Origin of the sequence: Nocardioides luteus (assembly GCF_000960475.2) — a bacterium.
Taxonomy (GTDB): Bacteria; Actinomycetota; Actinomycetes; order Propionibacteriales; family Nocardioidaceae; genus Nocardioides; species Nocardioides luteus_A.
Window position 1 is genome coordinate 1 of sequence record NZ_JZDQ02000042.1, and the last position, 12,574, is coordinate 12,574.

The window sequence follows — 12,574 nt, forward strand, 5'->3', positions numbered from 1 at the left end:
GATGGTTCGACCGGCGGTTCGACCGATGGTTCGACCGGCGGTTCGACCGATGGTTCGACCGGCGGTTCGACCGATGGTTCGACCGGCGGCTCCACCAGCGGCTCGACCGGCAGCAACACTGCCGGCAGCCATGGCGGGATGACGTACCCCGGTACGTCGACGGCCGGGAACCCGGCCGTGTACTTCCCCGGCAGCTCCAGCACGGGCGCGGGGATGTACACGCCGACGACCAGCACCAGCTTCGGCGGCCTCTCGCCGATGACCGAGTTCGGAAGCATGGGCACTGGAGCCAGTGCCACCTTCGGAGCCTCGGGCATGAACCACGGTGCTGGGGTCCACGGCGGAGCTCCGAACGGAGTGTTCGTCACGCCCATGGGGGCGGTCGGCGCGGGCGGTGGCGGCACCGCCAGCAACAGGGGGCGCGCCGAAAGCCCTTCCGGTGACGATGCCGACTGGCTGTGGCTGCTGGCCCTCGGGCTGGGTGCTGCAGCGGCGTCTCGTCGCCTCCGGAGCCGCGCGAGCTGACGCTCGCCGGCCCCACCTGGGTGGTGCGGCACGGCTCACCCGCCGTGCCGCACCACCTGCCCCGATCACAGAACGTGCAGGAGCCCCGATGACCACCATGCAGAACCATCTGCCCACCGAGAACCCCGCAGACCTCGAGTTCCAGCAGGTGCCGATCGTCTCGATCGGCGGCGGGCTGGGATCCTTCGCTCTCGTCGACCGGCTCCGGATCGGCGGCGTCAGCACCGCCGACATCCGGGTCGTCTCGCTGCACCGGCAGCCGGAGCAGGCCTTCGCCGACGCCTGTCGCGATTCCGGCATGGGCCCGCGCGACCGGCTCCGCTCCGAGTCATCGGCGCGGATCGACAACCTCTGGGGCTTCCCGGGCTACGCAGCCCGAGAGGCGCACGAGACGAAGAGCCCCGGCCTGATCCTCCGCTCGCTCGTCGAGCCCGTCCTGGCCCGCCCCTACGCACCGACTGCCGGCCTCGTCCAGCATGCCGTCAAGGAGGAGACCGCGCGGATCGGCTGGAACAAGATGACCGTACGCGGCATGGCGCTGCGAGTGCAGCGGCAACCCGACGGGGGCTACGTGGTCCTCGTCCGGCGTCGCGGGAACCGACGAGACCTGGCGCTGGTGTGCGACTACGTACACCTCGCCCTCGGACCCTTCGGACCGAAGCTCACGCCGGAGGCCGTCGGCTTCCGCCTCGAGCATCCCTACCCGCAGCGGCTGGTGCATGCCTACGAGCAGCACTCGGAGGTCTACGACGACCTCGCCGAGCACGGCGGATCCGTGCTGGTGCGCGGCTCCGGGATCGCGTCCTCGAGGGTCCTCCAGCGACTGATCGAGGACCGCGAACGATCCGGCAAGGACGTACACATCTTTCAGCTCTTCCGGAGCTATGACGACGACGGGTGCGGATTCACCCACCACCCGTACGACTTCCCGAAGGCCGCCCTCGGCGGACAGCTCCGCGACACCATGAGGCGGCTCGACGAGGACGGCCGGATCGAGCTGTCGACGAAGCTGGGCGCGACCTCGACGCCCTATCGGACCGAGTGGGCTGCGCCGCTGCGCGAAGCACGCGCCGAGGGCTGGTACGACGCGCTGGCCGGCGAAGTCCAGCAGTTCGTCGCCCTCGACGACCAGGTCAGGGCCCAGATCCGGCTCGCCGACAAGGAGACCTACGAGCTCGATGTCGACTACGTCATCGATGCCACCGGGATGGACCAGCGGGCCGACAACCATCCGTTGATCAGCGACATGGTCCAGCAGGGCATCGTCGAGGTCAACGACCTCGGCTGTCTCCGGGTCGGCGACGACTTTGTGGTCGCCGGCTCCGAGAACCACTCCGGGGCGATCTTCGCCTCGGGGATGAACGCGCGCGGTGGGCCGCTGGGACCGGTGGACTCGTTCCTCGGTCTGCAGAGCGCCGCACTCAGCATCGCCGACGTCCTCGCCGATCACGGCCTGGGCGAGCGGCTCACCCCGGCGCGCTCCGTACGCCAGTGGTGGAAGTGGATGGGAAGGAAATCGCTATGACGCCGACGCTCTCGGGACGGCTGCAGACACGCGTGGCGCTGATGGCCCTGGTGGCCGTGCCGCTCACACTGCTGCTGGCGCTCCTGCCTGGGCTCACGCTGGTGGGCGGTCTGCTCACCATGCTGATCATGACCGCTCTCGGCCTCGGCTGGGAGCTGGCCTACCACGCTCTCCAGCAGCTGCGGTGGGACAAGGACTGGCCCGGCCTCTTCTCGCTCCTCGCCGGCGTGCCCGAGGCTGTGGCGCTGTGGGCTGTGCTGGGTGCCCTCGGGCAGCGGCCCTCGGCCGGCACGTTCGCCCTGCACATCGGCGTGGTGTGGATGGTGATCTGGGCGATCCAGCAGGGTCCGCTCGCGGTGATCGCACCCGCGTGGCGGTTCCACGGCGCCCGGCTGATCGAGCGTCGAGCCGCGACGACACTGGCGCCGGCAGCGGCCCCCGCACTGGCTCCAGCGCCGGCACCGACCCCGGTTGCGGAGTCGCCGCTCGAGGCGATGTTCAAGGAGCCGAAGCCGGCCAAGACGGTACGTCCGAAGAGCAAGAGCCACGGTCGCAGGCAGCTCGTCTTCGGCCGCGGTGTTCGTATGGCCGCCGCGTTCACCGTACTTGCCGTCGTCGGACTGCTCGTCGCGTCCAATCTGCGCAGCGGGCCGCAGGCGCCGACGGCTGCCATCGACGTTCCGGCGGCCTCACCATCAGCACCGGCGAGCCCCCCGGGCTCGGCTCCGACCCGGTCTCCGGCCCCGTCGCCCACCCATCGGAAGCACGAGGCAGAGGGATCGAAGCCGGTGGCCTGGCAGGTGCCGAGCGACCACAAGGCGTACAAGACCTGGAACAAGAACGCCAGCGTGATCCCGTACGCCCTCACCATCCCGCGCCTGGGGATGCAGCAGAAGCTGGGAGCGGTCGGGCTCAGTGATTCCGGCACCCTGCAGACGCCGAAGAAGAGCACCGAGGCGAGCTGGTACCAGCAGGCGGCCGCTCCCGGGCAGGTCGGGCCCGGAGTGATCGTGGGGGCGATGCAGGGCCACCACGCGATCTTCGCCCACCTCGGCGAGCTGGTGAAGGGCGACACCGCTCTGGTCACCCGGATGGACTCGACCACCATCCAGTTCCGGGTCGACAGGGTGCAGACGGTCTCGATGGACCAGTTCCCGTCGCAGTCCGTGTACGGGATGACCGACGACCCGCAGCTGCGCCTGATCGGCTTCGCCCCGGGGAAGGGCAAGACGAAGGGCACCAACGTGATCGTCTACGGCACCGCCGTGCAGCTGCTCCAGCCGAAGCAGCAGAGCTGATGGCCAGGTCCGCGCCGGAGTCGACGCCGGGCCGAGGTGCGCTCGCGTACCTCGGCCTGGCGTGCTCCATCATCCTCGTCACGGCCGGGCTGCTGATCGGGCTCCACCCGGGGGAGACTCCGGCAACCAGCCCGGACACTGGCGGCCACGGGGCGCCCGACCAGCGTGCGACGGGTCCACGCCCGGCGTACGTCTCGATGGACGGAGTGGATCAGGCCGCTCCGGTCAGGCTGGAGATCCCGGCGATCGGGCTCGACCGGAGGCTGCTTCGGCTCGGACTGGACGAGCACAAGAAGCTGCAGGTCCCGACGATGGCGCAGGCCGACCGGCCGGGTTGGTATCGCTACTCCCCCACGCCCGGCGACGTCGGCCCGTCGGTCATCGCCGGCCACGTCGATTCCACCCATGGCCCGGCGGTCTTCTACCGGCTCCGTGAGCTGGAGCAGGGCGACACCATCCGCGTCCACCGCGCCGACGGTCGGCTCGCGGTCTTCACCGTCACGAAGGTGCGGCTGGTCCGCAAGAACCGGTTCCCCACCGACGAGGTCTACGGCCCCATTCGGTACGCCGGGCTGCGGTTGATCACCTGCGGTGGCGACTACGACCAGGACCACGGCGGATACCAGAGGAACCTGGTTGTCTTCGCCAAGCTCGAGCGCCTGCTCAAGGTCGCCTGACCACGGCGCCGCCACAGACGAACCGGCCCGGGCCACGGGGCACCCCGGGCCGGTTCACCGCCCCGTCCTCAACGGCTGCTAGCGCGCGTAGCCGTCGACGTGAAGTGGAACGAGGTGGCTCCGCCGAGGTCGAGCCAGGTGCCTGAGGGCGTCGTCGCCACGCGGATGACGTGTTCGCTGCATCCTGGGCAGCGGCCCACGAGGCCCGGCTCGGGCCCGTAGACGACGAGCTGGGCCAGCGTTGTCGACAGCCCACAGGCCCGGCACTGCACCTCGGCGGTGGTGGCTTCGACGGTGAAGATGTCGGCGAGCGGTCCTGCTAGCGCGTTGCCGTCCCGGTGTTCGCTCATGACAGGGTCTTCCTTTCCATGACTCGTGCAGTGGTCTCGCTCAGCGGCCGCCGAAACGTTCGGTACGGATCCGGTCGGCGTGGTGCCCGGCTGCGAGCAGGTGGTTCGCCGCTTCTTCGACGAAACCGGTGGGGCCGCAGACGAAACAGATCGGCGTCGCACCCGACGTCCAGTTGCTTCCGTCGTCGAGATCGCTCGGGCGGAGTCGACCTGGCGGACGCGTCTCGGTCGTCGGCGCGGTGCGTGTGTAGAGCCACGTCACCGAAGGCCCTCCGGCCTGGGCGGCGAGCCGGGTGAGCTCGTCTCCGTAGATGCGATCCTGCGGGGTTCGCACGGAGTGGACGAGGCGAAGTGGCGTCTGGATGTCGGCTCGATCGCGAGCACGGATCATGGACATGAGGGGAACGACGCCCGATCCGCCCGCGACGAGGAGGACGGGCGAAGGGTCGTCCTGGTCCCACACGAACCAGTTGCCGAGGGGGCCTCGGATCTCGAGCTGGTCGCCGATCATGGCGATATCGGTGAGGAAGGCAGAGACCTCGCCTCCGGGCAGGCGCTGCACGGTGATCTCGATGACGCCGTCGTCGGCCGGCGCTGCGAGCGAGTAGCTGCGTACGGCCTGGTAGCCGTCCGGGGCGGTCAGCCGCACGTCGATGTGCTGCCCGGGCAGGTGACCGTTCCATTCGTCGACCCGCAGGGACAAGGTGTGGGCCGTGGCCGTCTCGAGGCGGCTTCCGGTCACGGTGGCGCTCTGCCAGCGCCGCGCCCCTAGTCGCCCTGGTATCGCTGTTCGCGCCATGGGTCGCCGTAGTCGTGATAGCCGAGCGACTCCCAGAAGCCCGGGTCGTCGTCCTCGACGAGATCGAGGCTCTTGATCCACTTGGCGGACTTCCAGAGGTACAGGTGCGGGACGAGAAGCCGAGCTGGTCCACCGTGTTCGGCGGGAAGGTCCTCACCGTCGTGCTCGTATGCGATCCAGGCCTTGCCGTCGAGCAGGTCCTCGAGCGGGAGGTTCGTGGTGTAGCCGCCGTAGGAGCGAGCAAGCACGTACTCGGCCGCGGTGTCGACGTCTGCCAGGAGATCGTCGATGGCGACACCTCTCCAAGTGGTGTCCAGTCGGCTCCAACGGGTCACGCAGTGGATGTCGACCGTGATGTCCTCCGAGGGCAGGGCCATGAACTCGTCCCACGTCCAGGATCGCAGGGCCTGGTCTCCGTCCGTGACGCTGAACGTCCACTCGTCTCTTCGGATGGCGGGTGTCGGGCCGGCCGACAACACCGGGAAGTCGTCGGTCAGGTATTGCCCAGGAGGCAGTCGGTCGTCCGTTGCAGGGTGCCTGCCCGTGAAGCCGCGCGTCACGTGCACCATCTCAAGCCACCTACCCTTCTCTCGAGGGTCAGCGGCTGTCGGGTGCCGCGCCCCATCGCAGCGTAGTTCCAAAGCTCGGCCCCCGTGGTGGGAACGAGCTCGGCGTCGACACAGGCGTCAGTGGGCCATGTCGACGAAGCGGCTGTAGTGACCCTGGAAGGCGACGACGAGGTCGCGGGTGGGGCCGTTACGGTGCTTGGCGATGATCACGTCGGCCTCGCCGGGGCGGGTCGACTCCTTCTCGTAGACGTCATCACGGTGGAGGAGGACGACCATGTCGGCGTCCTGCTCCAGCGATCCCGACTCACGCAGGTCGGAGACGGCCGGGCGCTTGTCGGCGCGCTGCTCGGAGCCGCGGTTGAGCTGGGAGAGCGCGATGATCGGGACCTCGAGCTCCTTGGCCAGCAGCTTGATCTGACGGGAGAACTCGGAGACCTCGAGCTGGCGGGACTCGACCTTCTTGCCGGAGCTCATCAGCTGGAGGTAGTCGATCACGATGAGGCGGAGGTCGTGGCGCTGCTTGAGCCGCCGGGCCTTGCTCCGGATCTCCATCATCGTCATGTTGGGGCTGTCGTCGATGAACATCGGCGCGCTGGAGACCTCGCCCATCTTGCGGGCCAGCTTGTTCCAGTCGTCGTCGGACATGTTGCCGTTGCGGATGTGGTTGAGCGGCACCTTCGCCTCGGCGGAGAGGAGGCGCATGGTGATCTCCGAGCGGCTCATCTCCAGGCTGAAGAAGACGCTGGTCAGGTTGTTGTGGATCGAGGCGGCCCGGCAGAAGTCGAGAGCCAGGGTCGACTTACCCATCGCGGGTCGGGCCGCGACGATGATCATCTGGCCGGCGTGGAAACCATTGGTGAGCTCGTCGAAGTCGGCGAAGCCGGTCGGGACGCCGTAGAGGCCGGCCTCGCGGTTGGAGATCGCCTCGATCTCGTCGAGGACGCCGTCCATGATGTCGGCCAGCGGGGAGTAGTCCTCACCGGAGCGCTTGTCGGTGAGCTTGAAGACCTCGGCCTGGGCCTCGTCGACGATGTTGTCGACCTCGCCCTCGCCGGCGTAGCCGATCTGCACGATCTTGGTGCCGGCCTCGACCAGGCGCCGCAGGACGGACTTGTCGCGGACGATCTCGCCGTAGTAGGCCGCGTTGGCGGCGATCGGGACGTTGGAGGCGAGCGTGTGCAGGTAAGGGGCACCGCCGATCCGCTCCAGCTCGCCCTTGCGGCGCAGGTCGTCGGCGACGGTGACCATGTCGGCCGGCTCGCCGCGGCTGTAGAGATCGAGGATCGAGTCGTAGATCGACTCGTGCGTCGGACGATAGAAGTCGGTGCCGCGCAGCGTCTCGGAGACGTCGGCGATGGCGTCCTTGGAGATCAGCATCGAACCGAGGACGGCCTGCTCGGCGGCCATGTCCTGCGGTGGCGTGCGGTCGTTGACGGCGCGCGGAGCGTTGCCCGGTTCGTACGCCGCGGGGCCGTCGCCCCACTCCTCGAACGGCGGCTCCGGGAAGTCGCCCGGACCGCCCATCGAGCCGGTCTCAGTGACGCTCATTCCCTTGCCCCTCCGTGGTCTGCGGATCGTCGCTGCGTGGACTCGGTCGATCCGTTCCCACGCTAAGGGTCAGCACCGACAGTTTCTGTTCACACCGTCCGGGGCCGACCCTCGACGACACCTCAAGTCTCCGCGACCTTACGTCGCATGCCACATCGGCGACAGAGGGTTATCCACAGGCCCTGGGGATAACCAGGGGATAGCGGTGGACGACACCCTGGTCAATGTGAACAGCCTGGGGAACCGGCTGTGCATAACTAGTGAAACGTCATCGGTAAAGCCAATCTGACCTGCAGTTTTGTTGTTCACGACCTGTGGACGGAAGAAAGTACGCAGCCCATCCGGTTTTACCCCCGGGATTGGCTCACCTCGTCGGGCGTTTTGTCGACATAGCGCCGCAACGACGTTTTCCACAGGTTTTCCACCTGCCCTGAACAACGCTCCGGGCCGACGGTGTTTAACCTGGAGACCGTGATCACCCCGGCGGATACGAAGAACTACTCCAAGACCGACCGCCGAGGCCTCGACAAGCAGATCTGGCGGCTCGCGATCCCCGCCTTCCTGGCGCTCGTCGCCGAGCCGCTCTTCCTGCTGGCCGACTCCGCGATCGTCGGCCATCTCGGCACCCGCGAGCTCGCCGGCCTCGGCGTCGCAGGGGTCGTCCTCCAGACGATCGTGGGTCTCTGCGTCTTCCTGGCGTACGGCACGACAGCATCGGTCGCCCGCCGTATCGGCGCCGGCGACACCGCCGGCGCCCTCCGGCAGGGGATCGACGGGATCTGGCTCGCCGTCATCATCGGAGTCGTCGTCACGGTCCCGGTGATGGTGCTGGCCGAGCCGCTCAGCCGGGCGGTGGGCGCCGGCGACGAGGTGGCCGGCCCGGCGACGACCTACCTCCGGATCGCTGTCCTCGGGGTGACACCACTGCTGATGATGCTTGCGGCGACCGGTGTGCTCCGCGGGCTGCAGGACACCCGGACACCGTTGGTCGCGGCGGTCGTCGCCAACGTACTCAACATCGTGCTCAACCTCGGCCTCGTCTACGGCGCCGGGCTCGGGATCGCCGGATCGGCGATCGGCTCGGTGATCGCACAGGTGCTCGCCGCCGCGATGCTGACGTACGTCGTGGTGCGAGCCGCCCGCGCCGAGTCGGTGCCGCTCCGCCCGGACGCGCCCGGGATCCGCGCCGCCGCGCGGGCCGGCGTCGCCCTCGTCGTGCGCACGCTGACGCTGCGGGTGGCGCTCCTGGTCACGACGTACGCCGTCACCCATCTCGCCGTGGGCGACCAGGCCGTCGGGCTGGCGACCCACCAGATCGCCTTCACGCTGTGGACGTTCCTGGCCTTCGTGCTCGATGCGATCGCGATCGCCGCCCAGGCGCTGACCGGGCGGTCGCTCGGCGCCGGCGACACCCGGGAGACCCGGGCCATCACCGCCCGGATGGTGTGGTGGGGCGTCGTGATCGGGGTCGCGACCGGCGTACTCCTGGCTTCTCTCTCCCCGTTCCTCGGCGCGCTCTTCACCGAGGACCGGGCCGTGCGGGAGCTGTTGGTCCCGGTGGCGATCGTGGCGGCGATCGCGCAGCCGATCGCGGGCGTCGTCTTCGTCCTCGACGGGGTGCTGATCGGTGCCGGCGACGGGCGCTACCTGGCCTGGGGCGGGGTGTGGACCCTGGTCGCCTATGTCCCGCTCGTCGCCCTGGCCGTCGCTCTCGGCGGCGGGCTGGTGTGGGTGTGGATCACCTTCGCCGTCGGTTTCATGGGTGCGCGCTTCGTGGTGCTGACGCTGCGTGCGCGAAGCGACCACTGGCTGGTCACCGGCGCCTGAGCCCGCCGGCGACCAGCCCGTTCTCACCTCGGGTCGGGAATCAGGGGTTGCTGGTGACCAGGATCGGGTTGTTGGCCGCGTCGGTCGCGCTGACGGCATAGGTCGCCGCGAAGGAGACCTGGTCGCCGTTGGAGATCCCGGCGACCCCGCAGAGGAAGCCGGACACGTTGGACAGCGTCAGGGTGGGCTCGCTCCCGGGGAGGGTGAGCGTGCCGGACGAGTCGCCGTTGGTGTAGGCGCCGGCCACCGAGCCGGTCGCGTCGAACGAGCAGCCGGACCCGCTGACCCTGGCCGAGATCCCGCTGATGGTGCCGGCGGTGGAGCCGTTCGCGTCGGTGTCACCAGTGGCGTCGAGCGACCAGGTGCCCGATCCGGTGACGGTGAAGTCGATCCCCGCGGGGCCGGTGCAGTCGGTGAAGGAGACGCTGGAACCGTCGAGCGCGGCGATTCCGGTGCCGCTGATGGCATCGCCCGGGGTCGCGGTGCCCGAGATCGAGCTGCCGCTGCAGGTGACGGTGGCGCCGGCGGTGACGTCGGTGAAGGTGATGCCGCTCCCCTGCGCTCCGAAGGCGACGCTCGAACCTGCGGCCGCCGATCCGGCGCTGAGGTTGTAGCTCGAGGCCGCGAACGCTGCGGGTGAGGCGAGACCGATCGCGGCGACGGCCGCGACGGGTACGACGGTGAATCTGGCCAGCTTGGACATGTTCGACATGACACGCTCCTCTGGTGGTGGGGTCGGCCGAGGAGTCTCGACCGGACGATCACGCTAGGAGCGGTTCGGTCCGTTCGGGCTGGTCCGGGCCAGGGACCCGGACTATTTCGTTCATATCAACAACATGTGTCCCGGTTACCTCGCGCGCGGCGCCGCTTCGCGTACGCCGCCTCCGCCCGCCACCGCGGCAGCGCCGAACGCAACGCCCGCATCATCGCCAGCCTCACCGCCGGATCGTGCAGGTCCGGTCCGAGGAGCTCGCGGAGCAGGCGTACGCGGTAGGCGGCCGTCGACGGCGGGACCTCCATCCGCGCCGCCACGTCGGCGGGACGGTCGACGCCGTTGAGCAGCATGACCTCGAGCGTCTCGCCGAGAATCCACCTGGAGTGTGGCTTCACCTCCTCGAGCTTTCCCAGCACGGCTCCGTTGTCATGGGTCAACATGTGGGGGACCTCCCGAGTGGTCGCCGGCGGATCCCCGGCGATCCGCAAGAGAACAGGTTATAGAGCCGTCTCATGTTTCGATGAGGTTTCGAGACAACGAGTCCCACATACTCGCTTGCACCGAATCCGGGTTGGCGCGAAGGTCAGGGCATGCCCGCCGATCCGAAGAGCACCCTGAAGAGCTACATCGACGCGCGCCGCGAAGCGCTGATCTCCAAGGTCGAGGACCTGCCCGAGCGTGAGGCCCGGTTGCCGCGTACGCCGACCGGCACCAATCTCCTCGGCATCATCAAGCACGTCACCGGGGTCGAGGCCGTCTACCTCGGGACGACCTTCGGCCGCCCGTTCCCGCATCTCGAGGAGCTGATCTCGGACGAGGTCTTCGAGGCCGACCCGCAGGCGGACTGGTACGCCACCGAGGACGAGACCATCGAGGGAATCATCGATCTCTACCGTCGGGTCATCGCCCATGGCGACGAGACCATCGACGCGCTGCCGCTGGACGCCATCGGCCGCGTACCCCACTGGGGCGACGAGGAGGTCACCCTCCACCAGATGTTGGTGCACCTCTTCGCCGACCTCGCCGGTCACGGCGGCCAGGCCGACATCCTCCGCGAAGCGGCGGACGGCGCCGTCGGCTGGCGCAAACCCGGCGACAACATCCCCTCGGAGTACGACTGGCCGGCGTACGTCTCGAAGCTGACCGACATCGCGAACAAGTTCTGAGCCGAGGCGTCACCCCGGGCGGCCGAGATGGCACTCAGGTGACCAGTCGGCCGACGGGAGTGACGCTTCGGCCGACGTACCTGACTTCTCGGCGAAAACGAACAGGCCCGCCTCCCGAGGGAGGCGGGCCTGTGTGGAATCCCTAGATCAAGCGGGGACCACGTTGAGGGCCAGCTTGGCGGACACCTCGTCGTGGAGCTTGACGGAGACCTCGTGGGAACCGAGCGACTTGATCGGGTTGCCCAGCGCGATGGTGCGCTTGTCGATCGACTCGCCGGTGGTCTCGGTGACCGCGGCGGCGATGTCGGCGGCGGTGATGGCGCCGTAGAGGCGGCCGTCCTTGCCGGCGCGGACCTTCACGTTGACCGTGTTGGCCTCGAGCTTGCCCTTGATCTCGGCGGCGTGAGCCTCGTCGCGCACGGAGCGAGCCGAACGCGCAGCCTTGATCGACTCGACCTGCGACTCGGCGCCACGGGTCCAGCGGATGGCGTCGCCACGCGGGATCAGGTAGTTGCGGGCGTAGCCGTCCTTGACCTCGACGACGTCACCGGCGGAACCGAGCCCGGTGACCTCCTGCTGAAGGATGATCTTGGTAGCCATGTCGATCCTCCTCAGCGACCGGTGGAGGTGTAGGGCAGCAGAGCGACCTCGCGCGCGTTCTTGACGGCGATGGCCACGTCGCGCTGGTGCTGGACGCAGTTGCCGGTCACGCGACGGGCGCGGATCTTGCCGCGGTCGGAGATGAACTTACGGAGCAGGGTGGCGTCCTTGTAGTCGACACCGGTCGCCTTCTCCTTGCAGAACTGGCAAACCTTCTTCTTAGGCTTGCGAATCACTGCCTTGGCCATTGTGGTGCTTCCTTTCTAGAAGCCCGGCTAGCGCCGGAATGGTTGAGGGATTCGGATGGGGTTTTTGCTGATCAGAAGGGAGGCTCGTCGTTGCCCACGCCCGGGGTCGCCCACGGGTCGTTGGCCGGCGCGCCGCCGCCCGCGTTGGCAGGCTGCTGCGGAGCCGGCGAGGCCCACGGGTCGTTCCCCGCCGGGGCCTGGCCACCACCCTGGGGGCCGCCGTAGCCGCCGCCCTGGTTGTAGCCACCGCCCTGGTTGTAACCGCCGCCGCCACCCTGGCCGCCGGACTGCCGGCTGGCCTTGGTGACCTTGGCGGTCGCGTAGCGGAGCGAAGGACCGATCTCGTCGCACTCGAGCTCGAAGACAGTGCGCTTCTCGCCCTCACGCGTCTCGTAGGACCTCGACTTCAAGCGACCCTGAGCGACGACACGCATGCCGCGCTGCAGGGACTCGGCGACGTTCTCAGCAGCCTGGCGCCAGATCGAGCAGCGCAGGAACAGGGTCTCCCCGTCCTCCCACGCGTTGGTCTGCCGGTTGAAGCTGCTGGGCGTCGAAGCAATCGTGAAGTTGGCAACGGCTGCACCGGACGGCGTGAAGCGAAGCTCCGGGTCGTCGGTGAGGTTGCCGATCACGGTGATGACGGTGTCGCCTGCCATGAGATCTCCCTTGAGTCTGATCTGGGTGTCGGTGTCGGTCAGGAGTTATTCCTGGGCCCAAACATAGGACC

The 12,574-nt window shown here is 68.6% G+C and carries 15 protein-coding genes; 5 read left to right on the forward strand and 10 right to left on the reverse strand.

Annotation, left to right across the window (positions count from 1 at the left end; translation table 11 throughout):
• The coding region (locus UG56_RS28055) for a hypothetical protein (RefSeq protein WP_218145275.1) at nucleotides 1–299 on the reverse strand (299 nt) is incomplete at its 3' end.
• Between the two features lie 314 nt (nucleotides 300–613).
• Here UG56_RS28055 and UG56_RS23505 point away from each other — a divergent pair.
• From UG56_RS23505 to UG56_RS23515, 3 genes are read left to right on the forward strand one after another with little or no spacing between them, the layout of a single operon-like run.
• Nucleotides 614–2,050 carry a hypothetical protein gene (locus UG56_RS23505; RefSeq protein WP_045551502.1) on the forward strand — a complete coding sequence of 479 codons (1,437 nt, stop codon included), beginning with the start codon at nucleotides 614–616 and terminating at the stop codon, nucleotides 2,048–2,050.
• On the forward strand, nucleotides 2,047–3,348 hold the full coding sequence (locus tag UG56_RS28525; protein WP_052694158.1) for a sortase domain-containing protein: 1,302 nt from the start codon (nucleotides 2,047–2,049) through the stop codon (nucleotides 3,346–3,348). The genes UG56_RS23505 and UG56_RS28525 overlap by 4 nt, the downstream gene beginning before the upstream one ends.
• On the forward strand, nucleotides 3,348–4,025 hold the full coding sequence (locus UG56_RS23515) for a class F sortase (RefSeq protein ID WP_045551503.1): 678 nt from the start codon (nucleotides 3,348–3,350) through the stop codon (nucleotides 4,023–4,025). Before UG56_RS28525 ends, UG56_RS23515 begins: the two co-directional genes overlap by 1 nt.
• A 68-nt stretch (nucleotides 4,026–4,093) precedes the next feature.
• Here UG56_RS23515 and UG56_RS23520 read toward each other — a convergent pair whose 3' ends face one another.
• The 4 genes from UG56_RS23520 to dnaB form a co-directional block, all read right to left on the reverse strand.
• On the reverse strand, nucleotides 4,094–4,375 hold the full coding sequence (locus UG56_RS23520) for a DUF6510 family protein (RefSeq protein WP_045551504.1): 282 nt from the start codon (nucleotides 4,373–4,375) through the stop codon (nucleotides 4,094–4,096).
• A gap of 40 nt (nucleotides 4,376–4,415) precedes the next feature.
• Nucleotides 4,416–5,117 carry a ferredoxin reductase gene (locus UG56_RS23525; RefSeq protein WP_143055164.1) on the reverse strand — a complete coding sequence of 234 codons (702 nt, stop codon included), beginning with the start codon at nucleotides 5,115–5,117 and terminating at the stop codon, nucleotides 4,416–4,418.
• Between the two features lie 26 nt (nucleotides 5,118–5,143).
• The gene (locus UG56_RS23530) at nucleotides 5,144–5,743 is read right to left on the reverse strand and encodes a sulfite oxidase-like oxidoreductase (protein ID WP_045551506.1); all 600 of its coding nucleotides are present in this window, start codon (nucleotides 5,741–5,743) and stop codon (nucleotides 5,144–5,146) included.
• Between the two features lie 117 nt (nucleotides 5,744–5,860).
• Nucleotides 5,861–7,291, reverse strand: a complete 1,431-nt coding sequence (dnaB, locus tag UG56_RS23535) for a replicative DNA helicase (protein WP_045551507.1) — start codon at nucleotides 7,289–7,291, stop codon at nucleotides 5,861–5,863.
• 471 nt (nucleotides 7,292–7,762) lie between these two features.
• Between dnaB and UG56_RS23540 the strand changes: the two genes are divergently transcribed.
• Nucleotides 7,763–9,118 (forward strand): MATE family efflux transporter, encoded by a 1,356-nt coding sequence (locus UG56_RS23540; protein WP_084101524.1) that lies wholly within the window; start codon nucleotides 7,763–7,765, stop codon nucleotides 9,116–9,118.
• Between the two features lie 40 nt (nucleotides 9,119–9,158).
• On the opposite strand, the gene UG56_RS23545 is transcribed toward UG56_RS23540, so the two are convergent.
• Entirely contained in the window at nucleotides 9,159–9,830 is a 672-nt protein-coding gene (locus tag UG56_RS23545) for a hypothetical protein (protein WP_045550259.1), read from the reverse strand.
• Nucleotides 9,831–9,946: 116 nt separating this feature from the next.
• Nucleotides 9,947–10,273 (reverse strand): helix-turn-helix domain-containing protein, encoded by a 327-nt coding sequence (locus tag UG56_RS23550; RefSeq protein WP_045550260.1) that lies wholly within the window; start codon nucleotides 10,271–10,273, stop codon nucleotides 9,947–9,949.
• Between the two features lie 150 nt (nucleotides 10,274–10,423).
• On the opposite strand from UG56_RS23550, the gene UG56_RS23555 reads away from it, so the two are divergent.
• Nucleotides 10,424–10,999 (forward strand): DinB family protein, encoded by a 576-nt coding sequence (locus tag UG56_RS23555; protein WP_045550261.1) that lies wholly within the window; start codon nucleotides 10,424–10,426, stop codon nucleotides 10,997–10,999.
• Between the two features lie 147 nt (nucleotides 11,000–11,146).
• Here UG56_RS23555 and rplI read toward each other — a convergent pair whose 3' ends face one another.
• From rplI to UG56_RS23570, 3 genes are all read right to left on the reverse strand, one after another.
• Nucleotides 11,147–11,599: a 50S ribosomal protein L9 gene (gene rplI, locus UG56_RS23560; protein ID WP_045550262.1), complete on the reverse strand. Its 453-nt coding sequence runs from the start codon at nucleotides 11,597–11,599 to the stop codon at nucleotides 11,147–11,149.
• An 11-nt stretch (nucleotides 11,600–11,610) separates the two neighbouring features.
• A complete protein-coding gene (rpsR, locus tag UG56_RS23565; protein WP_008355445.1) occupies nucleotides 11,611–11,847 on the reverse strand; it encodes a 30S ribosomal protein S18 in 237 nt (78 codons plus the stop codon).
• Between the two features lie 71 nt (nucleotides 11,848–11,918).
• Complete coding sequence (locus UG56_RS23570) at nucleotides 11,919–12,503, reverse strand: single-stranded DNA-binding protein (protein ID WP_045550263.1); 585 nt, start codon at nucleotides 12,501–12,503, stop codon at nucleotides 11,919–11,921.
• Between the last annotated feature and the right edge of the window lie 71 nt (nucleotides 12,504–12,574).

Bases quoted from the DNA above. Each gene is read 5' to 3' on its own strand.
- UG56_RS23505 (WP_045551502.1), top strand. From the start codon at position 614: ATGACCACCATGCAGAACCATCTGCCCACCGAGAACCCCGCAGACCTC.
- UG56_RS28525 (WP_052694158.1), top strand. From the start codon at position 2,047: ATGACGCCGACGCTCTCGGGACGGCTGCAGACACGCGTGGCGCTGATG.
- UG56_RS23515 (WP_045551503.1), top strand. From the start codon at position 3,348: ATGGCCAGGTCCGCGCCGGAGTCGACGCCGGGCCGAGGTGCGCTCGCG.
- UG56_RS23520 (WP_045551504.1), bottom strand. From the start codon at position 4,375: ATGAGCGAACACCGGGACGGCAACGCGCTAGCAGGACCGCTCGCCGAC.
- UG56_RS23530 (WP_045551506.1), bottom strand. From the start codon at position 5,743: ATGGTGCACGTGACGCGCGGCTTCACGGGCAGGCACCCTGCAACGGAC.
- dnaB (WP_045551507.1), bottom strand. From the start codon at position 7,291: ATGAGCGTCACTGAGACCGGCTCGATGGGCGGTCCGGGCGACTTCCCG.
- UG56_RS23545 (WP_045550259.1), bottom strand. From the start codon at position 9,830: ATGTCGAACATGTCCAAGCTGGCCAGATTCACCGTCGTACCCGTCGCG.
- UG56_RS23550 (WP_045550260.1), bottom strand. From the start codon at position 10,273: ATGTTGACCCATGACAACGGAGCCGTGCTGGGAAAGCTCGAGGAGGTG.
- UG56_RS23555 (WP_045550261.1), top strand. From the start codon at position 10,424: ATGCCCGCCGATCCGAAGAGCACCCTGAAGAGCTACATCGACGCGCGC.
- rplI (WP_045550262.1), bottom strand. From the start codon at position 11,599: ATGGCTACCAAGATCATCCTTCAGCAGGAGGTCACCGGGCTCGGTTCC.
- rpsR (WP_008355445.1), bottom strand. From the start codon at position 11,847: ATGGCCAAGGCAGTGATTCGCAAGCCTAAGAAGAAGGTTTGCCAGTTC.
- UG56_RS23570 (WP_045550263.1), bottom strand. From the start codon at position 12,503: ATGGCAGGCGACACCGTCATCACCGTGATCGGCAACCTCACCGACGAC.